Origin of the sequence: Rhodomicrobium udaipurense JA643 (genome assembly GCF_000636015.1) — a bacterium.
Taxonomy (GTDB): Bacteria; Pseudomonadota; Alphaproteobacteria; order Rhizobiales; family Rhodomicrobiaceae; genus Rhodomicrobium; species Rhodomicrobium udaipurense.
The window spans coordinates 1-25,684 of sequence record NZ_JFZJ01000044.1; the positions used below are offsets into that span (position 1 = coordinate 1).

Genomic DNA, 25,684 nt, shown 5'->3' on the forward strand with positions numbered 1-25,684 from the left:
GGAACATGTGGATATAGACGGCGAGGAAGAACATCGACGCGCCGACCGCATGAGCGTAGCGGAGCAGCCAGCCGTAGTTCACGTCGCGCATGATCTTTTCGACCGAGTCGAACGCCAGCGCCGTGTTGGGCGCGAAGTGCATCGCGAGGATAACGCCCGTGACGATCTGGGCGATGAGCATGAACGCGAGGATCGCGCCGAAGGTCCAGAGGTAGTTGAGATTGCGCGGCGTTGGGAAGACCATGAAATCCGCTATGAAGCGGATGATCGGCAACCGCGCGTCGAGCCAGCGCGTTACCGATGTTTTCGGTTCGTAGGTGGAAGCGTGGGACATTTCAGAAAAACCTTCTCGGAATGGCGGGAACTAGCCGATCAGAATCTTTGTGTCCGCCGTGAACTGGTACGGCGGGACGTCGAGATTGCGCGGCGCCGGTCCCTGGCGAATTCGCCCGGCGGTGTCGTACATCGAACCGTGACATGGGCAGAACCAGCCGCCATACGGGCCTTTTTCGTCGCCCGGAGCCTGGCCCTTCGGAACGCAGCCGAGATGGGTGCAAATGCCGATCAGCACGAGCCACTGCGACTTGCCGTCCTTCGTGCGATTTGCATCGGTGGCGGGCAGATCGGAGGGCGCACCGAGAACCTCGGCATAGGGGTCTTTCAGCTCGGCGACCTGAACGGCCTGAGCCTTCTTGATTTCTTCAGCCGTGCGGTGACGGATGAAGACCGGCTTGCCGCGCCAGAGCACGGTGATCGCGGCGCCTTCCGGCACCGGCGTCAGATCGACGTCGATCGACGCGAGCGAGAGCGCAGACGCGTCTGGGTTCATCTGATCGATCAGCGGCCAGAGCGCGGCGGCCGCTCCGACAGCCGCGAATGCCGTGGTTGCGAGATAGATGAAATCACGGCGCGACACGTCGCCTTGATCACCGTCGTATGTTGTGGCCATCGGAAGTTCAACCTTGTAGGACGTTTTGCGGGAGCGAAAAAATCGTGCTCTTATGCATGCAATCGATTTCCGTGTCCATGGCACAATTTAGCTCGACCATCCACGGGAACCGCTCCTGATGCGTGTAGCGTTATATCAACCAGACATTCCGCAAAATACAGGCACGATCTTGCGTATGGCGGCATGTCTAAACGTCGCAGTCGACATTATCGAGCCTTGCGGGTTCGATTTGTCCGACCGCGCGCTTCGACGCGCAGCCCTTGATTACTACGACAAGGTGACGGTGCAACGCCATGCTTCTTTTGAACTTTTCTTAAACAATATCAATGCAAGCGGCGCAAGGCTGGTTTTGATGACGACGAAGGGCGCGACGCCCTATCACGATGTGTTGTATCGCGATGCAGACGTCATTCTGGCCGGTCGTGAGAGCGCCGGAGTGCCGGACAAAGTCTACGAAAGCGCGCATCTGCGGGTCCGGATTCCCATGCAGCAAAGCCTTCGGTCGCTGAATGTAGCAGTATCCATGGCCATGGTGCTCGGTGAAGCCCTTGGCCAGACTGGCGGTTTTTCACGTTTCCTGTAGAAAGGACGCGATTCTCCTTTTCAGAACGCCAAGCGCCGGAGGCGCAATGCCGAGACACAGTTCAATTCGCATACCTGCAATGCCAAAACCGCAGACCTCTCCTCTGGATAACTCCGGTCCGTTCCACCCCGAAATGTCAAAAGCGCGGGTCTGGTTTGCATCGCTGCGCAACGACATCTGCAACGAGTTCGAGCGGATCGAGGACGAGCTGAAGAGCGGTCCGCATGCCAGTCTGCCGCCGGGACGTTTCGAGAAGAAACCGTGGAGACGCACCGACCATACCGGCGAGGATGGCGGCGGCGGAACCATGGCCATGTTGCATGGCCGCGTCTTCGAGAAAGTCGGCGTGCATGTTTCGACCGTCCACGGTGAATTCGCGCCCGAGTTTCGTGCACAAATTCCCGGCTCCGAGGAAGACCCCCGCTTTCGCGCGTCCGGAATCTCGCTGATCGCGCACATGCGCAACCCGAATGTGCCAACCGTCCACCTCAATACGCGCTTCATCGTGACATCGAAATGGTGGTTCGGCGGCGGATCGGACCTTACACCGATGCTGTCGAAACGGCGGCGCGTGGAAGACCCGGACGTGCTCGACTTTCACGCCGCGTTTCGCTCGGCCTGCCTCAAGCACCCGGTCGCCGATTACAGCCGCTACAAGGAATGGTGCGACGAGTACTTCTACCTGCCCCACCGGCAGGAGGCGCGCGGCCTTGGCGGCATCTTCTACGACTATCACAACTCCGGCGACTGGGACGCCGACTTCGCCTTCACGCAGGACGTGGGGCGCGCATTCCTTGCCGTCGTGCCGAAGCTCATCCGGGCCAACATGCACACGCCCTGGAGCGAAGCCGACCGTGAGGAGCAGCTCGTCCGGCGCGGCCGCTATGTGGAGTTCAACCTGCTCTACGACCGCGGCACGGTCTTCGGGCTCAAGACCGGCGGCAATGTCGACTCGATTCTGTCGTCGATGCCGCCCGTGGTGAAGTGGCCTTAAACGAGCGAGAATTCACGCAGGATAGCTCCGACCGCTCGGGAAACGTCTCCAGTCGGCAACGCCATGAAGAATGTCGAGAGACACTTCTGAGTGGAAGCGTTCATCCGAGCGGAAATAACTGTAATAAACTTTTGGAGAGCCGTCTGGAAGCACTCTATCCGAAACATAGGCCCCGTATATCGCGTATTCCTTGGTGTCTTTGAAAAAGATACCAAGCCGATTTTCTGCAAAGTGAGAGATGCGTTTCACGACGAAACTGTTGGTTTCATAGGTGCAGTCAATGGCAGCATCACGCCTATAGAATTCACCCACGCAATAATCCATGGCGAGGCATAACTTCGTATCCTGCAAGCTCTGAACATATTCCGATAGATGATTAAATTCCTTAGCGCTAGCCGACTGGAACCATTTCCATTTTGGATCTCTTGCAATCATGAGAGCCTGAAAAAAATAGATATCGGAATAGTACCGCTCTAAATCCTCAAACGTGCGGAAGCCGAGGGCATCTGGGTACAGAATATAGGATCTGGTTCTAAACACATCGAAGTCTTCGTAGTGGGGATACTTCGCGGACAGAGCATCAATCTTTTGCTGTAGCGACCGAGCGCTCATGTCCTTATATGTGGAAATTTCCGCCAATAATGCCTCGTATAGGCACTTGAAGCGCTCAGGATCGCGCCATATCAGCAAATTGGCAAGCTCACGTTGAAGTGTCGCAAGAAGGTTATGCCTATCGTGAGCTTGGGCAATCAGAACGTGTTCCAGAACTCGTCCGCTGGATGACTGAGACGCTTTAACCCCGACTATGAAACCTATTACGAGAGCAATGCCCGCGATAATGAATTCCATCGCCATATTCCATTTGAAAATGCCGCAGGAACACGCCGCCAGTTCACCTTGCGGAAACGCAAAATCAGTCGATGAAGAGAGGAAAATGGTCGGAGCGAGAGGATTTGAACCTCCGACCCCCGGTCCCCCAGACCGGTGCGCTAACCGGGCTGCGCTACGCTCCGTTGCCGCGCACTTTGCGGGCAATCGGCCCGCCCGTCAAGCATTGTAACGGGCCGATTTCACTATAACGCGCCAATCAGGACGAGACGACGCGCTTCTTTGACGATGAGGCTTTGGGGGCGCTCGCACGTTTCGGCGCGGCATCCTCCGCTTTCGTCTTGTCAGCGTCGCTTTTTGCGGCGGCCTTCGAGACAACCGGCTTCGGAGACGCCTCTTTCGCAGCAGACTTCGGTGCAGCCTTTGTTGCCGGCTTCGCGACGTCCGCCTTCGCAGCTTTCGGCTTCGCTTCGACCTTCGGTGCCAACTGCTCGGGCGAAGGCTTTTCTTCGACAGGAGCCGCTTTTGCCGACGCCTTCGCGGGCTTCGGTTTCGCCGTTTCCCCAGCCTTCGAGGCGGCTGCCGTTTTCGCCCCCGCCTTCGTGGTCGTCTTCGCCGGCGCAATCTTCACCGCAGGCGGAGGAGGCACCACCTTGGCCAGACCGGCGTTGATCCGGTCCTTCATGATATTGCTGGCTTTGAACACGATAACGCGGCGCGGCGTGATCGGAACGATCTCGCCGGTTTTCGGATTACGCCCCACGCGTTCGGATTTCTGACGAAGTCCAAACGAACCGAAGGATGAAAGCTTGATTGGTTCGCCACGCTCAAGCGCGTAAACGATTTGTTTGAGAACTAACTCTACAAGTTCAGCTGCCTCGTTGCGAGGTAGGCCGACTTTCTCGAAGACTGCCTCAGCCAAGTCGGCTCGGGTCAGTGTTTTCCCGTTAAGCGCCATGACGCGCCGTGTCCCTCCCCATAGAACGAAGCGCATACAATGTTAACGCTCGGCCCGGACCATAGCAAACACTAATCTTGTAAAAATCCCTTTGGAAACAGATATTTTTGGGCAAAAATGCCGCAGGGAGACTGTTTGTTGACCCTATGTTGTGAAAGTTCGGGGGCTACCACCGAACGAGGTTGGCGCCCCAGGTGAAGCCGCCACCCATAGCCTCGAACAAAACGAGGTCGCCGCGCTTGATCCGGCCATCGTGAACGGCGGTCGAAAGCGCAAGTGGAATTGAGGCCGCAGACGTGTTGCCGTGGCGGTCCAGCGTGATGACGATTTTCTCCTCGGCTATGCCGACCTTTTTCGCCGTGCCGTCGAGGATGCGCTTGTTGGCCTGATGCGGGACGAACCAGTCGATATCGCTCGGACGAAGGTTGTGAGCGGCGAGGGTGCGCTCGACCACATCCGAGATCGCATTGACGGCAAAGCGGAAAACCTCTTTGCCCTGCATGCGCAGATGACCGACCGTCTGCGTGGAGGACGGGCCGCCGTCCACATAGAGCTTGTCCTTGTGGCGGCCATCCGAGAACAGCATCGAGCCGATGATGCAGCGTTCGCGCATCGGGTCTTGCACTTGCGTCGCTTCGAGAACCACCGCGCCCGCGCCGTCGCCGAACAGCACGCAGGTGCCGCGGTCCTCCCAGTCGAGGATGCGGGAAAACGTCTCCGCGCCGATCACGAGACCGCGCTTGCCTTGCCCTGCCCTGATGAAGTTGTCCGCCGTCGCCAGCGCATAGGCGAACCCCGAGCACACCGCCTGCACGTCGAAGGCGAAGCCGTGGGTGAGGCCGAGGCCCGCCTGGATCGTCGTCGCGGTCGAGGGAAAGGTGTTGTCGGGCGTGGAGGTTGCCAGAATGATGAAATCGAGCGACTGCGGGTCGATGCCCGCGTGATCGAGCGCCGCGCGCGCCGCCGCGATGCCGAGGTCCGAAGTCATCTCGCCGTCGGCGGCGATATGGCGCGTCTTGATGCCGGTCCGATCGCTGATCCACTCGTCCGACGTATCGACGATGCGCGCCAGATCCTGATTGGTGAGCACGCGCTCCGGGAGATACGACCCGCAGCCTAAGACGACCGATCTAGTTTGTTTCACTGGGCAACCGCTTTCAGGGCTTGTTCCGGTTTGGCCTGGAGAGCGTTGTGGAAGCTCTCGACGCCGCGCTGAATATCCGCGACCAGACCACTGGCTGCCATGTCGTAGCCCAGGTCAATGGCGCTTGCAAAGCCCACCGCGTCCGCACCGCCATGACTTTTTATTACAACGCCATTCAATCCGAGGAACATGCCGCCGTTCATGGTGCGCGTGTCCATCTTCGCGCGGAGCGCCTTGAAGGCCCCCTGCGCAAGCACCGCGCCCAGCCTCGACATCAGCGAGCGCGTCATCGCGGCCTTGAGATAGGCGCCGATCTGCTTCGCGGTGCCCTCTGCCGTCTTGAGCGCGATATTGCCCGCGAAGCCTTCGGTGACGACCACATCCACAACGCCTTTGCCGAGGTCGCTGCCTTCGACGAAGCCGTAATAGGTGATGGGCAGCCCCGGCGCCTTCAGTGCCGCCGCCGCCCGCTTGATCTCTTCGAGCCCCTTCACTTCCTCGGAGCCGATGTTGAGAAGGCCAATCGTCGGCTTCTCCACCTGGAACAGCGCGCGAGCCAAAGCCGCGCCCATATTGGCGTTATCGACGAGGCCCTTGGCGGTCGCACCGACATTCGCGCCGACATCCAGCACGATGCTCTCGCTCCTGAGGGTCGGCCAGAGCGCCGCGATGGCGGGCCGCTCGATACCGGGCAGCATGCGCAGGCAGAATTTCGACATCGCCATCAGCGCGCCGGTGTTGCCTGCGGAGACGGCGGCTTGCGCCTCGCCCTGCTTCACAGCTTCGAGCGCCATCCACATGCTGCTCTTCCAGCGGCCGTAGCGGAGCGCCTGACTCGGCTTGTCGTCCATCGCAATGGCGACCTCCGAGTGAACGATCTTCGAGACGGCAGCCAGCGGCGAATCTTTTGACAGATGCGCGCGGATCTCGTCTTCGCGACCGAAAATGATGTATCGCGTCTCGGGATGCCGGATGAGCGAGAGCGCCGCAGCCGGTATCACCACGGACGGGCCAAAATCTCCTCCCATCGCGTCGAGCGCAATCGTGATTGGCGTTCCCATGCTTGAAACCAGAAGCCCCGCACTTGCCCTGTCGGGCTTTAACCCTCTTTAGATAGACGCGGCACCATACTGTATAACGGTTTTGTGACAACGAAAAAGATCGCCGCGATCCCGGTCTGCGTCTTCTTATCCATCCCCGTCGTCGCCGGTCTTCGGCCGAAGGCGGATAAGCTCCGCGAAGGGGTGCGCGTTGCTTTCGTCCGGCGCCTGCCAGGCGAAACTGTCGCCTTCGTTGCGCGGATAGGGTTCGAGCGAAACCGAAAACAACTCGCAGAGGAAAGCGCCGATGGGGATCTTCGCGCCAGAAAGCGCCTCGGGTGGCTCCGCTTCGAAGGACGGCTCATCCTCGCCGTTGCCCTCGATCAGCTCCGGCGGCCAGAATTCCACCTGAAAGCGCTCGTCGAGCGTGGCGGGCACGTCGGCGAGGTCGACAACGCTGGCCTGCACGATGTCGGCCTCAAGCCGTCCGCTGACCCGATAGCGGCCGCCGTTGAGCCCGATCACCTGAACGCCGGCCGCGAATTTCTTGATCTCGCGGACCTCCGCATAAGCGCCTAGAGCCGCACGCTCGGCGGCGTCCGCCTCGAATGCGACAGTCTCGACGGCGCGCGTCAGCGTATGCGTGTCGATCGCCCATGGGAGCGGCTGTGTTTTCAGCATCGTCAGACCGCCTGCTTCAAGCCGTAGACTTCCGGGAAATTCAGGTGCCCCTGCAGGAGCATGTTGAGCGGCATTTCCCCAACATTTTTTATGGAATGAAAGATGTAGTCGGCGAGTTCGTCGGCGGCGACATTGGCGTTCTCGTCGCCGGACTGGAAGCTCTTCCAGATCGCCTCAGCGAGCGCTGCCTTGTTCTTCTGCTCGGCGGCGTTCGTATAGACCACCAACTGGCGATAGAAAAGGTCGGCGATCTTGCGAACTTCCTGCGCCACATAGGCGTCGGCGATACCGAGGTCGCGCACCATGCTGTCCATCTCGCGCACGAAAGCCTCGATGATTTCCTTGCCGAGAAGCTTGCCCTCGTTCGCGCCAAGCTTCAGGTTCTGCATGACGATGAACATGTGGATGACGAGCATGTCGAAGCGGCCCGACAGCGTGTCAGGCACCCCGCATCGCACATAGAAAACCGGATTGCGCGATTGCGCGACTATCGAATCGTATATTTTCTCAGCGGCCTCACGGCGAGCTGAGCGCTCAGCAAACCAACGGAACATCGTTCGGCCTGACTCCAGTTTTCGCTCTTGGGGGCAACGTACCTTATAAAGCCTTAATCGCATCCAAAAAGGGTGCAATCACGTCGGGGCATGTTTGGTCGGAACGCGAGGCGCTGACAGCAAACAGCAAATTTGGGGGCGAAATGTCAAATCAATCCTCGAAGGATTTTGGACGAAAGCGCCTGCGGGCGAAGGCCCTCGTCAGGGCTGTCGCGATGTCGTCGGCGCTTGCCGCCGCATGCTTCACTCTGCCGGGCTGCGCAGGCAACGTCATCAAGCAGGGGCACCAATTTCAGGATGAAGACCTGAATCAGGTTCGCGTCGGCATGTCGAAGGACGAGGTCGTGCTCGCGCTCGGCACGCCCGACACGCAATCGGCCATCGCGGGCGGCACCTACTACTACGTATCGCAGACCGCTCAGCAGCAGATGGCGTTCATGAAGCCGGAAGTTATCGACCGGCGCGTTGTCGCGGTCTATTTCGACAAGAAGGACAAGGTCGAGCAGATCGCGAATTACGGGCTGAAAGACGGCAAGGTGTTCGACTTCATCCGCCGCGAAACGCCCGTCTACACGCGCGATCAGGGCATGCTGAAGGAGATCTTCCGCAATATCGGCATGGGACCGGCAATCCCCGGCGTGCAGAAGTAGGCGTTCCGCGCAGTCAATACCTTCGCCCCGTGTGTCGAACGCGCGGGGCGAAGCTCACTCAGTGCACTTTCACCACGAGCCCATCCGGGCCATTCTCGACGACGAGCCCCTGCCCCGCCGCCATCGCGGTCAGACGCGCCGCGCCCCCCGGAAAGTCGAACGCGATCGCGGCGCTCCTCGGATCCACCGAGCGCAAGTCCCAGTTCTGCACACCCGGAAGTCCCTGAAGCTGGCGGCGGATCGTCTGCCACTCCTTCAGCCCCGAATAAAGCGCGGTCACCTGAAGCGTTTCCATGCTGCCGCCATAGGCCGGAGCAAAATTTCCGCCATCCGGAGCGGACGCGGTGCCGCCATAGCCGTCCGACGCGACCGCCGGAGCCGCCGGCGCGGATGCCTCGCGGGCGAGTTTCCACCGCTCCTGAACCGTGTCGAAGGCGAGGTCGGCCGCCACGTCGAGCGCCGTGCCATCGCCGCCATCCTTCGCCTTGACCTTGCGCTGCACGGAAAACTGCCCGCCCGAATCGAGGCCGATGAGTTTCAGCGAAATGGTTTCGCCATCGCCGTCGGTTTCGGCCAGCGCGAACATGATCTGCTGCGTCTGATATTGCGTCTTGAGCGTTTCGAGGGTAGCGGCCGGGCTCGCGATGTAGGCGTTCGCAATCGCGGCGGTGATATCCGAGCGCGCGGGTGCAACCTTCGCCGGAACGAGCGCGTGCGTGAGGTCGAGCGAGGTCAGCGCGGTGCGCCAGGCGTTGCGGTCGGCGGTGCGCGCGGACCCGCCCTCCACATACACCGGCACAATCAGGATCTCCGGCCCGCGGTCAGTGATGGCGGCTACACCGTAGCGCGCAAGAAGCGCCTGCACTGCGCGCTCGGAGAAGCTCACACCGAAGGTCGCGACATAGCCGGTGCCGCTCACGCCCTCGCCGCGCACGTCCATATCGGACACAAGCGCTTCGATCTCGTTCAGCGCGAGATCCGGAATATGCGATTGCGAGCGGTAATCCACGATGCGCGACACAAGCTTGCGGAAGGCGCGGCTCTGTGCCTGTCCTTGCGCGATCTTCTTCGCCTCGACCGCGTTTTCCGCCTCGGCCGAAGCCTTCACGTTCGACACCGCGAACACGCTTGCCTGGCGCGTCTGCGCGGTTGCCTCGGCGGCAGCCAGCCCCAGACCGAAGCAAGCGAGCGCGAGCAACGCACCCGCCTTCGTCAACGCCCTTTTCATCGCCATGAAAGGAACTCCCCGCTCGAAAGGCTTGTGGCGCTTGTGTACCATGCAGCTAAAATGCTAGCCCCTGTCATAAATGGTGCACCACGCCCCCGCAAGCCTTTGCCGGGGCAGTAAGGCAGCCTTGCGGCGGAAAGCATGACAACGGATTCGGACGGTTCTTATAAAAGCGCGGGCGTCGACATCGACGCGGGCGAGGCGCTTGTTGAGCGCATCAAGCCGCTGGCGAAGGCTACGGCGCGGGCGGGCGCGGGCGCGGCGCTGGGCGGCTTCGGCGGCCTTTTCGATCTCAAGGCGGCGGGCTTCACCGATCCGGTGCTCGTGGCGGGCAATGACGGCGTCGGCACGAAGCTGAAGATCGCCATCGAGACGGGCATTCACGACACGGTCGGCATCGATCTCGTCGCCATGTGCGTGAACGATGTCATCGTGCAGGGCGCGGAGCCTCTGTTCTTCCTCGACTATTTCGCGTCCGGCCGCCTCGATGTCGACACCGCAACCGCCATCGTCGCGGGCATCGCCGAGGGCTGCAAGCGCGCGGGCGCGGCGCTCATCGGCGGCGAGACTGCCGAAATGCCGGGCATGTATGCCGATGGCGACTACGACCTCGCGGGCTTCGCGGTGGGCGCTGCCGAGCGCGGCACGCTGCTTCCTCGCAACGACGTGGCGGCGGGCGACGTGGTGATCGGCCTCGCCTCCTCCGGCGTCCACTCGAACGGTTTCTCGCTCGTGCGCAAGATCATCCGCGATCACGGCCTGTCCTTCGCCGATGCCGCGCCCTTCGACCCCGCGCGCCCGCTTGGCCGCGCGCTGCTCGACCCGACGCGCATCTATGTGAAGCCCGCGCTCGCGGCACATCGCACCGGCTGCGTGAAGGCCTTCGCGCATATCACCGGCGGCGGGCTTCCAGGCAACGTCAACCGCGTGCTTCCGCCCGCGCTCGCCGCGCGCATCGACCTCAACGCGGCGCCCTATCTGCCGGTATTCCGCTGGCTTTCGGCTGCGGGCGGCGTCGCGCAGAGCGAGATGCTGCGCACGTTCAATTGCGGCGTCGGTTTCGTCGCAGTTGCCGCGCGCGAGGATGCGGGCGCGGTGATCGACACGTTTACGGCGGCGGGCGAAACCGCGTTCCTGCTCGGCGAGATCGAAGCGCGAGAGCACCTCATTCGTAATGAGGGGGCCGAAGGTTCGTCGCTCAGCCCGCAGGTGCTGTTCTCCGGATCGCTCGGGGGCAGATAATGACGGTCGCCAAAAAACGCGTCGGCGTGCTCATCTCCGGGCGCGGCTCGAACCTCGTCTCGCTGATCGAGGCGGCCCGCGCGCCCGACTTTCCCGCCGAAATCGTGCTCGTGTTGTCGAACAAGGCGGACGCGGGCGGCCTCCAGCGCGCCGCCGACGCCGGCATCGCGACGCGCGTCATCTCGCACAAGGGCCTTGCGCGCGAGGCGCTCGACGAGGCGATGGTGGCGGCGCTGCGCGAGGCGGGCGTGGACATCGTCTGCAACGCGGGCTTCATGCGGCTGCACTCGCCCGTCTTCGTGCGCGCGTGGCACGGCCGCCAGCTCAACATTCACCCCTCGCTGCTGCCGTCGTTTCGCGGCCTGCACCCGCAACAGCGCGCCATCGACGCGGGCGCGCGCATCGCGGGTGCGACCGTGCATTTCGTGAGCGAGGAGATGGACGCAGGCCCGATCATCGCGCAGGGCGCGGTGCCGCTCCTGCCCACCGACGACGAAGACGCGCTCTCCGCCCGCATCCTCGCGATGGAGCACCGGCTCTACCCGCTGGCGCTGCGGCTCGTGGCGTCCGACGCGGCGCGGCTCGAAGGCGACCGCGTGGTCTTCGCGGACGGCGCGCCGCCGCCGTTTTTGTTTTAGGGCAATCGAGCGCTTAGGCCCGCGCCTCGCTCAGCGTGGCTTCGGCTTGCGTCTCGGGCGCAGCGGGCGGCGTGGCCGTCTCCCACCAGCGCGCATGCCATGCGAGCACGCGCGGGTTCATGAGGCGCACGAAGCGCTCCGGCCAGAGCGTGGCGAGCAGCGCCATCGCGCAGAAGCCGCCGGGCAAGCGCGGCACATCGCCCGTCGCGCTCCACGCGTGCTGCGGCCCGAGCGGCTCGAAATGCCCCTGCCCCAGCGGACGGCGCAAAAGCCCGAACCGCGCGACATATGCGCCCGCGTCGATCACCACCCACGCAACGAACGCCTGCACGAACAGCGCCATCACGCCGAGCGCGCCGCCGATGAGGAACGCCGCCTCGATGAGCACGGCATAGGCGATGAACGCGCGCAGGAATGCGTTTGAAAGGCTGAGCGTCGAGAGCCCTGCCGCGTGGAGCCGTTCCTCTTCCGCGTCCCACGCGGCGAACAGACCGATAAAAGTCGAGCGCAGGAAATAGCTGTAGAAGCCTTCGCCGAGGCGCGGCGTGGCGGGGTCTTTGGGCGTCGCGGCGCGCGCGCCGCTCTCGCCGCCGTGGCGTACCGCGAAGGAGCCGTAGAGGATCGGCCACGTGAGGAGTTCTGCGGCCGCTCGGTTGTAGCGACCGCCGCGATCGAGGAGCGCGAAGGCCGATGCGCCGCCGACGCCGCCTGTCGCAAGGCCGATCCCGATGGCCGCGACGAAAAGCGCCGAGCCGCCGAGCGTGTCCGCCGATGCCGCGAGGCCGAGCACCAGCGCGAACTGGATCGGCACCCACGCGAAGGCGAAACCGCACTGAACCCGGCTCGCGGGCGCGACCTGCGCACATAGCCCGAAAACATGATCCGCCACCGGAACGACAACGGGGCCGTAAACGAGGAGAGCCAGAAGCCACGGCCCGCCGTGAAGCAACGCCAGCGCGGCGAGGGGCACGAAGGCAAGCGAAACGAGGACGGGCAGCGCGCGCATGCAGTCAGGTCCAATTATCGATGCGCGACCTTAGCGCAAGCGATCCCCCACGTAAAATACCGAGTGGCCGCACTCCTGTAGGCGGGGTCTATGCTGAAAATGACCTTCCCCATTAACCGGCTTACCCCGCTCCCACAGGTCGGCCGGGGCGGCCGAATCAATCAACCGTCCGGCAGCCAAGCTCACCGCTTGCGGACGAACACCGTCCCCGCCGAATAGCCCGCGCCGAAGCTGCAAATCAGCCCCGTATCATCGGGCGCGAGGTCGTCCGAATGCTTGTGGAAGGCGATGATCGAGCCAGCCGACGACGTATTCGCGTATTCGTCGAGGATGATGACGTTCTCGCCCGGCTCCGGCTCGCGGCCGAGCACGCGTTGGCCGATCAGGTGGTTCATGTTGATGTTCGCCTGATGCAGCCACAGACGCTTCAGCCGGTGCGTGTCGATGCCGATGTCGGCGGCGTGCTCTGCGATGAGCGCCGACACCATCGGCACCACCTCCTTGAACACCTTGCGCCCCTGCTGCACGAACAGCTTGTCCGTCAGGTCCCGGCCTTCGGGCCAGGCGCGGTTGAGAAAGCCGGAATTGTTGCGGATGTTGTTCGAGAATTGCGTCTTGAGCCGCGCGCCGAGGATGTCCCATCCGCTCGCGGCCTCGTCGCCCCGCTCCACGATGACGGCGGTGGCGACGTCGCCGAAAATGAAGTGGCTGTCACGGTCCCGGAAGTTCAGATGGCCGGAGCAGATCTCCGGGTTCACCATCAGCACCGCATCGGCCGTACCGGTCGCCACATAATCCGCCGCCGTCTTGATGCCGAAGGTGGCCGACGAGCACGCCACGTTCATGTCGAAGGCGAAGCCGTGAAGCCCGAGCGCGGCCTGCACCTCGATCGCCATCGCCGGATAAGAGCGCTGCATGTTCGACGCCGCGCAAAGCACCGCGCCGATGCGTTCGCGCGGCTTGCCCCAGCGGGCGAGCGCCTCCTCGGCGGCCTTCACGGCCATTTCGGCGAGCAGCGAAAGCTCCTCGTTCGACCGCTCGGGAATGACCGGGCGCATCACGGCGGGGTCGAGAATGCCAGACTTCTGCACCACATAGCGCGACTTGATGCCGGACGCCTTCTCGATGAATTCGGCCGACGACGGCTGAAGCGCCGCGACGCTCCCCTCCGCGATGGCGCTTGCGTTGTCCGCGTTGAACCGCTCGACATAGGCGTTGAACGCCTCGACCAGCTCGTCGTTCGAGATGCTTTCGGGAGGGGTATAAAGGCCGGTCGCGGCGATGACGGCAGAGCGCAACGGCGTGCTCCTGTGAGGGTTGGGGCGCCGTTGCGGCCCGTGCCGCCCGTCGATCCCCGGCTGTCCAGTCTCCACCGTTACAGCGCTCATCGCTATTTCGTCTAGAGCGCCTTCCGATCTATGCCGCCGCGCGAAAGGTCGCGGCGAGGTCTCCTGCGCCGTCGCCAACGCTTGCCGCAAATTCTGAATAAAAAAACAATATGGTTGCCAGCGGTAGCTCGAGCACCATAAAACCGGTGCATGCGATGGCCGACCTCCTTCCTTGCCAGGAACCTTCCGATCATCGGTGGGGATAGTTCTCTGTCCCGCTTTCCCTTATGGCGCAATCCGACGGTACGGATGTTCGTGCGGTACGCCAGCTCGGCGCTGGTTGCTACCGTTCTCATTGTGCTCGCGCTCGCTCCCTATGCCAGCGCGCTCGTCGAGCAATGGTCGCGCAACGACGTGGAACTTCGCTCGCGTCTTGTCTTCAATTCAATCCGCCACAGCTTCTCGGAACTGCTCGCGGCGAACGACAAGGCGGGCATCGATGATCTGTTTGCACGCGTCGCGAACGACGACCGTGTCTTGGGTCTCGGCTTTTGCGTGGACCCGGGCGTGCTGCGTTTCCAGACCAAGCTCATGCCGTCTACCTTCTCCTGCAAAAAGGCTGCGAGATCGGAAACTGCCAGCTTTTCGTCGATCACCGACGATGGAACCCATCTGATTGCGGCCTCCTTTCCCATCGCGGTGAGGAACGCAAAAGGGCACCTCGTCATCCTGCACGATCTGAGCTTCGCAACGAAGCGCAGCGCTGAAGCTCGCACCTTCTTGACGGCCGCGCTGGTCGGGATCGTCCTTGTGAGCACGCTGCTTGCGGCCCTCGCCGTGCTTGCGGTCGTGCGACGCTGGCTGATTGGCCTGCGAGAGTCGCTCTCAAGTGCTGCGCAAGGCCAGAACATCGAAGAGATGACGAGCAGGCTCGGTCCGATCGGGGAGGAACTGCGCCTTGCGCTTCGCAAGATGGATCTCAATCGCGTCGCCTCGGTCGATACCGAGCGCACCGAGTGGACTGCGGAAACAATTCGCGAAGTGATGAACGGCGAGCTCGCCAACGCGCAGGTTATCGTCGTTTCCAACCGCGAGCCTTACATCCACAATCGCGAAGCCGATGGCATCAAGCTGCAAATCCCTGCTTCGGGCCTCGTCTCGGCGCTTGAACCGGTGACGCGCGCTTGCGGCGGAACGTGGATCGCGCATGGCAGCGGCAGCGCCGATCAGGAGATGGCCGATTCCGAAGGCCGAATCCGCGTGCCGCCGGACAATCCTGGTTACACGCTTCGGCGCGTCTGGATCAGCGAGCACGAACAGGAAGGTTACTATTACAGTCTCGCCAATGAAGGGCTTTGGCCGCTCTGCCATATCGCCTTCGTGCGCCCGACATTTCGCGCCGCCGATTGGGATACCTACCGCGCCATCAACGAGCGCTTCGCGAAGGCGGTCGTCGACGAAGCGAAGACGGACTCACCCATCGTGCTCGTCCAGGACTATCATTTTGCGCTCCTGCCCCGGATGGTCAGGGCGCGGCTGCCGAAGGCAACGATCATCACCTTCTGGCATATCCCGTGGCCGAATTCGGAAACCTTCAGCATCTTCCCTTGGAAAGAAGAAATCGTTCAGGGGCTCCTTGGAAGTTCCATCGTCGGGTTCCACACGCAGTTTCACTGTAACAATTTCATCGAAACCGCGGACCGGTTCATCGAAAGCCGCATCGACCGCGAGCACGCGTCGATTACGTTGTCCGGGCGGGAAACCTTCGTCAGACCCTACCCCATTTCGATCGAGTGGCCTCCGGCTGCGCTCGGGGGGCAAAAGCCGGTGGCGGAATGCCGGTCGGCGGTCAGGGAGCGGCTCGGCATCCCGGCCGAGACGCATCTCGCCGTTGGCATCGAGCGTTTCGATTACACGAAAGGCATCCTCGACCGGATGTTGGCCATCGACGCCCTTCTTACCGCCCATCCGGAATGGAAGGGGCGGTTTGTGTTCGTGCAGGCCGCCGCACCGACGCGGAGCAAGCTGCCCGCATATGCCGCGCTTCAGGCTGAGGCGCAGCGGCTTGCCGCAGAGATCAACGACCGCCACGGCATCAATGGTGTCGCCCCGGTGCACCTCGTCATTCGCCACCACGACCCTGCGGAGGTTTTCGAGCTTTTCCGGGCGGCCGACGTCTGCATCGTTTCAAGCCTGCATGACGGCATGAATCTTGTTGCCAAGGAATTCGTCGCGTCGCGTGACGACGAGCAGGGCGTGCTCGCGCTTTCGACCTTTGCCGGGGCTTCGCGCGAACTGTCGGAAGCGCTCATGGTCAATCCCTACGATCCGCACTCCATGGCCGTTGCCATCGAACGGGCGCTCACGATGCCCGCTGCAGAGCAGCGCGAGCGCATGCGGCTTATGCGGGATCTCATTCGGAACCGGAATGTTTATCGCTGGGCCGGCCAGATGCTCCTCGACGCGAGTCGGCTGCGCAAGAAACAGCACGTTCTCGAAATCGCAGCCCTGCATCAGAAGGGCGGCAAGCGCAGGACATAGCGGCGAAGCTGCTGTCGCGCCGACGCCGCAAGATGCGCCGCCCGTCGAGGCCGGTGATTGGAAAAGAGCTGGAGCGGGTAGCGGGAATCGAACCCGCGCTAGAAGCTTGGGAAGCTCCTGTGATACCATTTCACCATACCCGCAACGGGGAACCACAGCGTTCGGCACCCCGGTGGCCGATATCCAGCCAGCGCACAGATTAGCATCGGCGGCGCGCTTTGCAACAGCTTCGGCGGCTTATCCCACCTGTCTGCACTGAAAACGCGCCCGGTCAGGCGACTCCGACGCGCAACAGGTCGTGGATATGCACGATGCCGACCGGCACGCCGTCCTCCACCACGAACAGCGCCGTAATCTTCTTCTCGTTCACGATCTGAAGCGCGGCGCTGGCAAGCATCGTCGGCGTGATCGTCTTCGGATTGCACGTCATGATGTCGGCGGCACGGCGGCCCAGGAGATCGCCCGCCATGTGACGACGCAAATCGCCATCGGTGACGATGCCCGCGAGCCTCCCGTCCGCATCCACCACGCCTAGGCAGCCGAACGCCTTCTCGGTCATGGTGACGAGCGCGGCGCTCATCGGTGCGTCAGCGCCTGCGAGCGGCATGCGCTCGCCCTTGTGCATGATGTCGGCGACGTGCTTGAGGTTCGCGCCGAGCTGGCCGCCGGGATGAAACACCTTGAAATCGGAGGCCGTGAAGCCGCGCCCTTCGAGCAGCGCGATGGCGAGGCAATCGCCGAGCGCGAGTTGCGTCAGCGTCGAGGTGGTCGGCGCGAGGCCGTGCGGGCACGCCTCCTTCACGGGCGGAAGCTGAAGCACGACATCGGCCGCCTTGCCGAGCGCGCTTTCGCGCCGCGAGGTCAGCGCGATGAGCGGCACGCGGAAGCGACGGGAATAGGTGAGGATGCTCGCCAGTTCAACCGTTTCGCCCGACCACGAAAGCGCGAGGACGGTGTCGGCCGCCGTTATCATGCCGAGATCGCCGTGGCTTGCCTCGGCGGGATGAACGAACTGCGCGGGCGTGCCGGTTGAAGCGAGCGTCGCCGCGATCTTCTGGCCGACATGGCCGCTCTTGCCCATGCCGGTCACGATCACGCGGCCACGGCAGGCGTGGATCAACGCGACGGCGCGCTCGAAATCGAGGGCCAGGCCGTTGGCGAGCGAGGCTCGAAGCGCGAGAAGCCCGTCGAGGCTGCATTCGAGCGTGCGACGCGCCACCGCGGCCGCAGAGCCCGGCTCGGGCAACGCCTCGCCCGCGCTAACGATTCTGTCCACGCCAATGCCGATCCGCGCCGCAGATTGCACCATCGCCGCCCCCTTTTGTCCTGTCGCCGTTTACCCTTTGTTAAGGAGCAAATGCGGTCGCATCAAGAAAAGCGGGCGGGCGTGTGTGAGGAAAAAACCGTTGCAAACCGGCTGATTATTCGGCGGCCTTTTTCACCTGCATCTCGGCGGCGAGCTTCTTCAGCTCCTCGCCGAACTTGGGGCCGAGGTCGGAGCGCGCCAGCGCGAACGCGACGTTTGCCGTGAGGAAGCCGAGCTTCGAGCCGCAATCGTAGCTCTTGCCCCGAAACTTGTAGGCGAAGAACAGCTGATCGCGCATGAGCGTGCGCATCGCGTCGGTAAGCTGGATTTCGTTGCCCGCGCCGCGCTCTTGATACTTCAGGATGTCGAAAATCTCGGGCTGGAGGATGTAGCGGCCCATGATGATGAGATTCGAGGGCGAGGTGCCCTTGGCGGGCTTTTCCACCATCGAATCGATACGCCACAAGCTGTCGCCCTCGACGCCGGCAAGTCCGACCACGCCGTAGGAACTCGTCTCCTCGGGCGCGACCTCTTCGACGGCGACGATGTTGATCTTCGCGTCGGGATATTTCTCGCAGAGATTGCCATAGACCCGGATCATCTGGCCGAGGCAGCTCTCGCCGTCCGGCAGCACGATCACGTCCGGCAGCAGCAGCGCAAACGGATCGCTGCCCACGATGTCGTGCGCGCACCACACCGCGTGACCGAGGCCGAGCGGCTCCTGCTGACGCGTGAAGCTCGTCGCGCCCGGCTTCGGCAGATGCGTTTCGAGGTTGAGCAACTCTTCCTGCTTGTTGCGCCGCCTAAGCACTTCTTCCAGCTCGAATTGCCGGTCGAAATGATCCTCGATGACGCCTTTATTGCGCCCAGTTACGAAGATGAAATGCTCGATGCCGCCGGTACGCGCCTCGTCGGCCACGTGCTGGATGATGGGGCGGTCGACAACGGTCAGCATCTCTTTCGGCATCGCCTTGGTGGCGGGGAGAAAGCGCGTGCCGAGACCGGCGACGGGGAAAATGGCCTTGCGGATAGGCTTGCTCATGGGACTTCTCGGTGGGGTTTGAGCTTATCGACGAAGTTTCTCGGGCGCTTCAGCGGTGCAACCGTTCGCGAGTGATATAGCGAACGCCCGCCGAGATAGAAGCGTTAATTGCGGCTCCCGCGAGGCGCTTTGAGGGAGAATCGACGGTGCAAATGGTCGCCGCGCGCGTGGCCGCCGTGTTCATCGTGACGATGGCGCTTGCGGGCTTCGGAAGCGTACGCGCCGGAGAGACGCAGGACACGGCATTTGCCGCCCTGAAGTCGGAGCTTTGGCCGGTCGCCGAGCGCGAGGGCGTTTCCCGCGAGACGTTCGATGCGGCGTTCGCGGGGCTGGAACCCGATCCCGAAGTGCTGCGGCTCGCCAACCGCCAGCCCGAATTCACTCTCACCGCGACGCAATATCTCGACCGCATCATTACGCCCGCGCGCATCGCCGACGGCAAGGCCGCCTATCTCAAATACGAGGCAAAGCTCAAGGTGCTGGAGCGGCGCTATGGCGTGAGTCGCTTCGTCCTGGTCGCGATATGGGGCGCCGAATCCGATTTCGGCAACAAGCAGGGATCGTGGGCCGTCTTCCGCTCTCTCGCCACGCTCGCAGCATCCGGTCGTCGCGCGGATTTCTGGAAGACGCAGATCGTGGAGGCGCTCAAGATCGTGGAGAACCAGCGCATCTCCCCCGACAAGCTGTCCGGCTCCTGGGCGGGCGCGATGGGCCACACGCAGTTCATTCCGTCCACATACAACAAATTCGGGGTCAGCTTCTCCGGCACGCCGCGCGGCGACATATGGGATAATCCGGCCGACGCGATGGCCTCGACAGCGAACTATCTCGCGCAGTCGGGCTGGCAGCGAGGCCGCACCTGGGGCTACGCGGTGCGGCTGCCGGACGGCTTCCAGACGACAGACGAGATGGAAGCCTCCACGATGCCGCTTGAAAGCTGGCGCAAGCTCGGCCTGAAGCGCGAAACGGGGGGACGCTTCCCGAGGCCCGCTGAAACCGCGCGTCTCTTCCGGCCCGAAAAAACGAACCCGTTCACGGCCGAAAAAGCGAACATCTCCGCCTTTCTCACCATCGCGAACTTCGACGTCATTAAGACATACAACAATTCGGACCTGTATGCTCTCGCGGTTGGGCTGCTCGCCGACCGGCTTGCCGCCGAGCTTTCATGGCGATAGGCGGAAGGCTGAGCTTTCCGTGGCATTGGGTGGAAAAAAGTGTGCCGTCACAGAGCAGGCTTGATCCTGACACATTCCCGCATAAAAGAAGGCCATGGGCAATGGGTGGAGTTCGGTCTTGGGCGCGTCCGCGAGGATTTTGAAATGACCTCGATTTCCCGCGCCCTGGCGGTCTTCTTCATGACGGCCATCGTTGTTTTTGCGGCGCTGGCCGCAGGCAGCGGCACCCTTCTCGCGCAGACACCGAACCCCCTTTCGTCGAGCTACGTCACGCCGTTTCCGCAGACGGATCGTTATCAGGTCCGCGTCATCGGCGACTGGCTCGGATCGGGCCTCACAAACGGCCTTCAGGACGCGTTCAAGCAAGATGCGTCGGTGCAGATTCAGGACGCGTCGAAATCGAATTACGGCCTCGCTCGGCCGGAACAGATCGGCCTTTTCGGCGACATCGACAAGCTGACCGCATCCAATCCGCCCGTTAACATCGCGGTCGTCATGCTGGGCGTGAACGACGCCACGTCCATGAAGGCGCCAACCGCTACGGGGCGGCTTCAGGTCGGCACCGCCGAATGGAAGGACGCCTACGGACGGGAAGCCGAAAAGCTCATCCGCAAGCTGAAAGCCGCCAACATCGCGGTTTACTGGCTCGGTCTCCCCGTCATGGCCAGCAGCCAGAGAAACGACGCGGTCGCGGCCATGAACGACGCCGTGCGTCAGGCGGCCTATGTCAACGGCGCAAAATTCATCGATACGAGCGCAGGCTTCACCGATCAGTCCGGCGCGTACGCGGCCTATGGCCCCGACCTCACCGGCCAGACGAAACGGCTGCGCGAAGGCGACGGCGTGGGCTTCACGGCAGCGGGCAGCCGCAAACTCGCCAACTATGTGGAAATCGTGCTGAGGCGCGATCTCGCCCAGGCGAAGGCGCAGCGCAACATTCCGCTCGCGGGCGACGAGGAAGAGCAAGCGCGTGTGGTGCCGGGGAACCGCTCGGCGAAGAGTGCCGGCGGGAAATCGGCGTGGACGACGGAGATGGGTGCACGGACCGATGGCGCGCCAGCCGCGGCGACTGAACCGGCAACGAAAGCCACGACCGATAAAGATAATACGCCCGCCTCGACGGCAGCTTCCGCGACGGCGGCGACCGCGACTGACGACCAGCGCCGCGAGCAGGCCGCGTTCGCCGGTGCGTCCGGCTTTCAGGGCGGCGAGCTGATCTTCGGCGACCTCGCCGACGGCATGACCGCAATAGCCGTCATATCGCCCGTGGGCGAATTCTCGATGCGGGAAATCCAGCGGCAGACGCCCCTCGCCGACCGCCTGTATTTCAAAGTCCTGAGCCGTGGCGATGCCCTGCCCCCGAAAGATGGGCGAGCCGATGATTTCACGTGGCGCGAGGATAGCGCCGCGTCCCAGCAATAATCCTTTTTTCGTGCTTGTCGAATGTCGTCGAGTAAGTGTGCCGGAGTCTTCATGCAGAGACGTCAACGACCCGATCGGCGCTTATGGCGGAAGCGGTTGCTTCCGATGTTGGGATTGGTGGCGCTGCCATTCCTTGGCGGATGCCTGCCCGGCATGGGCTGGGGCGACGATTCCGACCGCGCCTCGCTCGCGGACGACCATGACGGCGCACCCGCGCTGAACCGTTCCTACAAGACCAATTTTCTTTCGTTTCAGTCTCCGTCGTCGGCAGGCTCCCAACCCGCGCCCACGCTCATGCCGGACAGCGGACCGTCGTTTTTCGCCTTCTCGACCTTCGAGGCACGGCGGCCCTCCCCGTCCGACGCCTCGCTCGCGCTTGCGCTCAACACCGCCGAGGCCTACGAGCCGAACCCGGTCACCGCGGCCGAAGCCCTGGAGAACTTTTACGGCGCGCTCGCAAAGTTGAACGCTGGAAGACGGTCGGGCGCGGCGAAGATCGTCCATCTCGGCGGCGACGACATCGTGGACGACCGCTTCGCCGGCGCTCTGAGGGAGCATCTCACCAGCCGCTTCGGCAACGCGGGGCGGGGCCTCATGCTGCCGGGCCTCTATCCCGTGAAAGGCATGAAGATCGACCGACGCGGCGCGTGGTCGCTTGCCAGCGCGGCGGGGAATGCGCCGGGTCCGTTCGGCCTTTCCGGCGTGCGCGTGACTTCGTCTTCCTCCGACGCATGGTTGCGGTTCACCTCGGCTGAAACCTCGTTCGATTGGGTCGAAGCCTCGTTCATGACTGGGCCGCAACAGGGTACAGTCGCCATCAGCGTCGACGGCGAGACGAAGCTCGTTCCGACGCGGGCGCCGAACACGGCCCAAACCTCCATTCGCATCATGGCGAAGGCTCGCGAAATCACGATCCGCCCGCGCGGCGATGGCGACGTGACGATGCTGTCGCTGACGACCGGCACTCAGACGCCCGGCATTGTTTACTCGAACGCGGGTGTCCCCGGCGCAACGGCGATGACGCTCGCTAAATGGAACCGCGACTTCGCCGCGAACGACCTCAAGAAGCTCGATCCGGATCTCATCATTCTGAGTTTCGGAAAAAAAGAGGGCTTCGACGACGATCTCGACATGCGCGAATATGAAGCGCGTCTCAGGCTGACGGTCGATCAGATCAAGAGCGCCGTGCCAAATGCCTCGCTCCTCCTGATCGGGCCACCGGATGCGGCGCGACTACCTACCTTCGCTAGCCTCGGCGGCGCACAGGTTTGTCGCGCGCTCAATCCGCAGGAAACCGCTGGCTATTCGCGCCTGCTCGGTCGCAGCGACGAGCGGCTGGGCCGATGGCACGCGCCGCCACGCCTCGAAACTGTACGCGCTGTGATCCGGCGAACAGCGGCTGCAAACGGGGCCTTCTACTGGGACTGGGCGAAATATATGGGCGGCCACTGTTCCATCCACGCGTGGACGACCATGAACCCGCCCCTTGCCGCCCCCGACCATATGACCCTGACCGAAGCGGGGAATGCGCGTTCTGCGCGGGCGTTGTTCGCGGAATTGATGGCGGGCTTCGACGGTTATCAGCGCATGGCTTTGGCGAAAACCGCCGTGGTGCCACAAGCCGCCGCCTTGATCACCGCCGCGCCTCCGAAGACGGCCCGCAAGAAGCGGCACTGAACGCGGAAGCGTACTCTCCGCGTCTTCGCTAGTTCCCGCAATCGGTTGCTGGTTCGTGCAGGTGCGCTGAACAACATAAGAATTTTGCGCCTGAGGCTTGACCTTCGAAAGGTACTTACCTAAATCCTCTCCAAACTGGCGCGTCGTATTTGGTATTACTCAAAGCACTGGCAAGAGAACAAATATAAATGGCGGAGGCTTGATGAGCGTCCGAATGAATCGCGCAACGCTACGCGAATTAATCAGGTAGATACCGCCAGGATTCGACCAAAAACACACGATATTACTTATCAATCAAAGAAACTTATCGTTTTTACTATAAATACGGGTACGACGGGATAAAATCCTTAAGCTATGTTTTATTGGAGACGATTTTCGATTTTTACCTGATTAATCGGGACAAAGTTATGGAATTACCCATACCCTATGCTTGGAGCTTCGATAAAATTGAAATACCCGAAGCGGTCCAGTTTGAAGTCCTAGGCTACGCCAGGAACCCACCTTTTAGCTGCCCGGGCGCGCGATATGAAGGTCGAGGTCGTGCTCGCGCTCCGGCGCAACTCGCACCTGAAACAGCTGGCTACCATCCTCGCGGCCCCGCCGGTCGATAACTTCCGTGTTTTCGTAAAGCCAGTGGATAAACGCGCCATCGGCCTCGCTCACGACCACGTCGCGCGTGCGCAGATGCGCCTGAAGCCGGATGCGGATCGCTGACGCAAGCTCGGGAACGCCCTCGCCTGTCTGCGCGGAGACGAGGACCGCTGGATGCGCGGCGTTCTCGGCTCGCTTTCCGACTGCCGAACGCTCATCCTCCGAAAGAAGGTCGGACTTGTTCCACACTTCGATCACGCGGGTTGCTTGCGCGGCCGCGTCGATTCCGATCTCGGCAAGCACGCGTTCGACCTCGATCTTCTGCGCCTCAGACGACGCGCTCGCGATGTCGCGCACATGCAGGATCAGGTCGGCTTCGAGAATTTCTTCGAGGGTCGCATGGAACGCGACGATGAGTTGCGTCGGCAGGTCCGAGATGAAGCCGACCGTATCGGACAGAATGAACGCGCCGCCATCCGCGAACTCCACGCGGCGAAGCGTCGGGTCGAGCGTCGCGAACAGCATGTCCTTCGCGAGCACGCCCGCACCTGACAGCGCGTTGAACAGCGTCGACTTCCCCGCATTCGTATAGCCGACGAGCGACACGATCTGCTGGTCCGTCTCCTTGCGCCGCTTGCGATGCAGCCGCCGCGTGCGCTCGGACACGGCGAGTTCGTTCTTGATGACGTCGATGCGTTCGCCGATGGCGCGTCGATCCGCCTCGATCTGCGTTTCGCCGGGGCCGCCGAGAAAGCCGAAGCCGCCGCGCTGGCGCTCAAGGTGGGTCCACGACCGCACGAGGCGACTCTTCTGATAGGTGAGGCGCGCAAGCTCCACCTGAAGGCGGCCTTCCTTGGAAAGCGCGCGCTCGGCGAAGATTTCGAGGATGAGCCCGGTGCGGTCGAGCACCTTGGCATTCCACGCCTTTTCGAGGTTGCGCTGCTGGATGGGCGTCAGCGGATGATCGACGATCGCCACGCTCACGCCTGCGGCCGCGATGATCGCGCCGATCTCCTCAACCTTGCCCGTGCCGAGCAGCGCAGCAGGCTTGATTTGCGCCAGCGGCACCGTGCCCGAAAAGGCGACATCAAGCCCGATGGCAATGGCGAGACCCACGGCCTCTTCCAGCCTCTCCTCGCTCGAAAGCGCAAGCGCGGCCGCGCCTTGCGGACCGCTCTGGCCCTTCAGCACCGGCACGATCACGAGAGCGCGCGTCGCCCCGTCGTCATCGCCTGCCGTCGTTTCGCCGTCGTTGATGCCCGCGCGCTGCGCGGCTCGTTCACTGCGTTCGAGCGTTTTCAATGTCTGCTATCGATCCTGTACCTGATCTCCGTCCAAGAACGAAATGGGGCCGCCGGGCATGATTGTCGAGATGGCGTGCTTGTAGACAAGCTGCGAATGACCGTCGCGGCGCAGCAGCACGCAGAAATTGTCGAACCACGTGACGATGCCTTGCAGCTTGACGCCGTTCACGAGGAAAATCGTAAGCGGGGTCTTGTTTTTCCGTACGTGATTGAGAAAGGCGTCCTGAAGGTTCTGTTGTTTCTCTGGAGGCATGACCTGTCCATTATTTTCTCGCGACACTGATGGCCGCTTGCCCAATACCCGCTATTTGCCCCTGTTAGCTCAGTTGTTGCTGGCGCAACCCATCTCTGGCACCGCAACGCCGGCACCGCCACCTCCGATAGTCTGACGCTCTAAGTTAAAAGGTGGTGTGGCGTGGAGACTTCAGCCACTCCGTGGTAGGCCGCTCTCAAGCCGCTTGCGATCTCGCCCGGTTTCCCGTTTCCGATCGCAACCCCGTCGATTTTCACCACGGGCATCACAAGCCCGGATGCGGAGGTCTGGAAGGCTTCCCTAGCCGATTTGGCTTCCTCCACCGTGAAAGGCCGTTCTTCGTAGTGAAGACCACGCGCGCGGGCGGTTTCCATCGCAACCTCTCGCGTGATCCCTCGGAGGATACCAGACTCCGCAGAGCGCGTCACGAGCTTGCCATCGCCTGTTACGATCCACGCGTTGCAGGATGCGCCTTCCGTGACATAGCCCTTGTCGTCGACGAGCCAGGCCTCGTAGGCACCCGCTTCGCGCGCCGCCTGCCTTGCGAGCG

23 protein-coding genes, 2 tRNA genes and 2 pseudogenes are annotated in these 25,684 nt (G+C 62.6%); 9 read left to right on the forward strand and 18 right to left on the reverse strand.

Translation table 11 applies throughout. The features are described from left to right. Together T281_RS08440 and petA are read right to left on the reverse strand one after the other, a co-directional pair. A pseudogene (locus tag T281_RS08440) lies at positions 1 to 334 on the reverse strand (cytochrome b); the annotation flags it as partial. 30 nt (positions 335 to 364) lie between these two features. Continuing rightward, positions 365 to 949: a ubiquinol-cytochrome c reductase iron-sulfur subunit gene (gene petA / locus T281_RS08445; protein ID WP_037237174.1), complete on the reverse strand. Its 585-nt coding sequence runs from the start codon at positions 947 to 949 to the stop codon at positions 365 to 367. Between the two features lie 115 nt (positions 950 to 1,064). Between petA and T281_RS08450 the strand changes: the two genes are divergently transcribed. Then, positions 1,065 to 1,532 carry a tRNA (cytidine(34)-2'-O)-methyltransferase gene (locus T281_RS08450; protein ID WP_037237177.1) on the forward strand — a complete coding sequence of 156 codons (468 nt, stop codon included), beginning with the start codon at positions 1,065 to 1,067 and terminating at the stop codon, positions 1,530 to 1,532. A gap of 133 nt (positions 1,533 to 1,665) precedes the next feature. Further along, positions 1,666 to 2,526: an oxygen-dependent coproporphyrinogen oxidase gene (gene hemF, locus T281_RS08455; protein WP_037237179.1), complete on the forward strand. Its 861-nt coding sequence runs from the start codon at positions 1,666 to 1,668 to the stop codon at positions 2,524 to 2,526. A 12-nt stretch (positions 2,527 to 2,538) separates the two neighbouring features. Here hemF and T281_RS08460 read toward each other — a convergent pair whose 3' ends face one another. From T281_RS08460 to T281_RS08490, 7 genes and pseudogenes are all read right to left on the reverse strand, one after another. Then, positions 2,539 to 3,375: a hypothetical protein gene (locus tag T281_RS08460; protein ID WP_155955171.1), complete on the reverse strand. Its 837-nt coding sequence runs from the start codon at positions 3,373 to 3,375 to the stop codon at positions 2,539 to 2,541. 86 nt (positions 3,376 to 3,461) lie between these two features. Beyond that, a tRNA-Pro gene (locus T281_RS08465) sits at positions 3,462 to 3,539 on the reverse strand. A gap of 470 nt (positions 3,540 to 4,009) precedes the next feature. After that, positions 4,010 to 4,312 (reverse strand): annotated as a pseudogene (locus T281_RS19515) (integration host factor subunit alpha); the annotation flags it as partial. 166 nt (positions 4,313 to 4,478) lie between these two features. Continuing rightward, on the reverse strand, positions 4,479 to 5,456 hold the full coding sequence (locus T281_RS08475) for a beta-ketoacyl-ACP synthase III (RefSeq protein ID WP_037237193.1): 978 nt from the start codon (positions 5,454 to 5,456) through the stop codon (positions 4,479 to 4,481). Further along, a complete protein-coding gene (gene plsX / locus T281_RS08480; protein ID WP_037237197.1) occupies positions 5,453 to 6,517 on the reverse strand; it encodes a phosphate acyltransferase PlsX in 1,065 nt (354 codons plus the stop codon). Before plsX ends, T281_RS08475 begins: the two co-directional genes overlap by 4 nt. A gap of 126 nt (positions 6,518 to 6,643) precedes the next feature. Further along, positions 6,644 to 7,177 (reverse strand): hypothetical protein, encoded by a 534-nt coding sequence (locus tag T281_RS17640; protein ID WP_052037273.1) that lies wholly within the window; start codon positions 7,175 to 7,177, stop codon positions 6,644 to 6,646. 2 nt (positions 7,178 to 7,179) lie between these two features. Next, positions 7,180 to 7,623, reverse strand: a complete 444-nt coding sequence (locus T281_RS08490; protein ID WP_037237203.1) for a ubiquinol-cytochrome C chaperone family protein — start codon at positions 7,621 to 7,623, stop codon at positions 7,180 to 7,182. Positions 7,624 to 7,874: 251 nt separating this feature from the next. On the opposite strand from T281_RS08490, the gene T281_RS08495 reads away from it, so the two are divergent. Beyond that, a complete protein-coding gene (locus tag T281_RS08495) occupies positions 7,875 to 8,381 on the forward strand; it encodes an outer membrane protein assembly factor BamE (protein ID WP_052037274.1) in 507 nt (168 codons plus the stop codon). A 58-nt stretch (positions 8,382 to 8,439) separates the two neighbouring features. On the opposite strand, the gene T281_RS08500 is transcribed toward T281_RS08495, so the two are convergent. After that, entirely contained in the window at positions 8,440 to 9,615 is a 1,176-nt protein-coding gene (locus T281_RS08500; RefSeq protein WP_037237205.1) for a DUF2066 domain-containing protein, read from the reverse strand. A gap of 135 nt (positions 9,616 to 9,750) precedes the next feature. Here T281_RS08500 and purM point away from each other — a divergent pair, with 135 nt between their 5' ends. Together purM and purN are read left to right on the forward strand one after the other, a co-directional pair. After that, positions 9,751 to 10,851: a phosphoribosylformylglycinamidine cyclo-ligase gene (gene purM, locus T281_RS08505; RefSeq protein ID WP_037237207.1), complete on the forward strand. Its 1,101-nt coding sequence runs from the start codon at positions 9,751 to 9,753 to the stop codon at positions 10,849 to 10,851. After that, the gene (gene purN / locus T281_RS08510; protein WP_037237209.1) at positions 10,851 to 11,489 is read left to right on the forward strand and encodes a phosphoribosylglycinamide formyltransferase; all 639 of its coding nucleotides are present in this window, start codon (positions 10,851 to 10,853) and stop codon (positions 11,487 to 11,489) included. Before purM ends, purN begins: the two co-directional genes overlap by 1 nt. A 13-nt stretch (positions 11,490 to 11,502) precedes the next feature. On the opposite strand, the gene T281_RS08515 is transcribed toward purN, so the two are convergent. Next, positions 11,503 to 12,495 carry a fatty acid desaturase family protein gene (locus tag T281_RS08515; RefSeq protein ID WP_037237212.1) on the reverse strand — a complete coding sequence of 331 codons (993 nt, stop codon included), beginning with the start codon at positions 12,493 to 12,495 and terminating at the stop codon, positions 11,503 to 11,505. Positions 12,496 to 12,677: 182 nt separating this feature from the next. Beyond that, positions 12,678 to 13,793 carry a beta-ketoacyl-ACP synthase III gene (locus T281_RS08520; RefSeq protein WP_037237215.1) on the reverse strand — a complete coding sequence of 372 codons (1,116 nt, stop codon included), beginning with the start codon at positions 13,791 to 13,793 and terminating at the stop codon, positions 12,678 to 12,680. Positions 13,794 to 14,132: 339 nt separating this feature from the next. Between T281_RS08520 and T281_RS08525 the strand changes: the two genes are divergently transcribed. Continuing rightward, positions 14,133 to 16,364, forward strand: coding sequence for an alpha,alpha-trehalose-phosphate synthase (UDP-forming) (locus tag T281_RS08525; RefSeq protein ID WP_037237217.1), 2,232 nt, complete (start codon positions 14,133 to 14,135; stop codon positions 16,362 to 16,364). A gap of 69 nt (positions 16,365 to 16,433) precedes the next feature. Here T281_RS08525 and T281_RS08530 read toward each other — a convergent pair. The 3 genes from T281_RS08530 to T281_RS08540 form a co-directional block, all read right to left on the reverse strand. Then, positions 16,434 to 16,507, reverse strand: a tRNA-Gly gene (locus T281_RS08530). 128 nt (positions 16,508 to 16,635) lie between these two features. Then, positions 16,636 to 17,673: a KpsF/GutQ family sugar-phosphate isomerase gene (locus T281_RS08535; RefSeq protein WP_052037275.1), complete on the reverse strand. Its 1,038-nt coding sequence runs from the start codon at positions 17,671 to 17,673 to the stop codon at positions 16,636 to 16,638. Between the two features lie 112 nt (positions 17,674 to 17,785). Next, positions 17,786 to 18,712, reverse strand: a complete 927-nt coding sequence (locus tag T281_RS08540; protein WP_037237222.1) for a UTP--glucose-1-phosphate uridylyltransferase — start codon at positions 18,710 to 18,712, stop codon at positions 17,786 to 17,788. A gap of 152 nt (positions 18,713 to 18,864) precedes the next feature. On the opposite strand from T281_RS08540, the gene T281_RS08545 reads away from it, so the two are divergent. The 3 genes from T281_RS08545 to T281_RS08555 all read left to right on the forward strand — a co-directional run bounded on the left by T281_RS08545 (position 18,865) and on the right by T281_RS08555 (position 22,986). After that, complete coding sequence (locus T281_RS08545) at positions 18,865 to 19,887, forward strand: lytic murein transglycosylase (protein ID WP_052037276.1); 1,023 nt, start codon at positions 18,865 to 18,867, stop codon at positions 19,885 to 19,887. Between the two features lie 144 nt (positions 19,888 to 20,031). Then, on the forward strand, positions 20,032 to 21,309 hold the full coding sequence (locus T281_RS08550; protein ID WP_155955174.1) for an SGNH/GDSL hydrolase family protein: 1,278 nt from the start codon (positions 20,032 to 20,034) through the stop codon (positions 21,307 to 21,309). A 105-nt stretch (positions 21,310 to 21,414) separates the two neighbouring features. Continuing rightward, the gene (locus T281_RS08555; RefSeq protein ID WP_162173146.1) at positions 21,415 to 22,986 is read left to right on the forward strand and encodes a GDSL-type esterase/lipase family protein; all 1,572 of its coding nucleotides are present in this window, start codon (positions 21,415 to 21,417) and stop codon (positions 22,984 to 22,986) included. 504 nt (positions 22,987 to 23,490) lie between these two features. On the opposite strand, the gene hflX is transcribed toward T281_RS08555, so the two are convergent. The 3 genes from hflX to T281_RS08570 all read right to left on the reverse strand — a co-directional run. Further along, positions 23,491 to 24,879, reverse strand: coding sequence for a GTPase HflX (gene hflX, locus T281_RS08560; RefSeq protein ID WP_037237230.1), 1,389 nt, complete (start codon positions 24,877 to 24,879; stop codon positions 23,491 to 23,493). A gap of 6 nt (positions 24,880 to 24,885) precedes the next feature. Continuing rightward, positions 24,886 to 25,134 (reverse strand): RNA chaperone Hfq, encoded by a 249-nt coding sequence (hfq, locus tag T281_RS08565; protein ID WP_013418983.1) that lies wholly within the window; start codon positions 25,132 to 25,134, stop codon positions 24,886 to 24,888. Between the two features lie 140 nt (positions 25,135 to 25,274). After that, on the reverse strand, positions 25,275 to 25,684 hold a 410-nt coding region (locus tag T281_RS08570), incomplete at its 5' end, for an aminotransferase class IV (protein WP_037237233.1).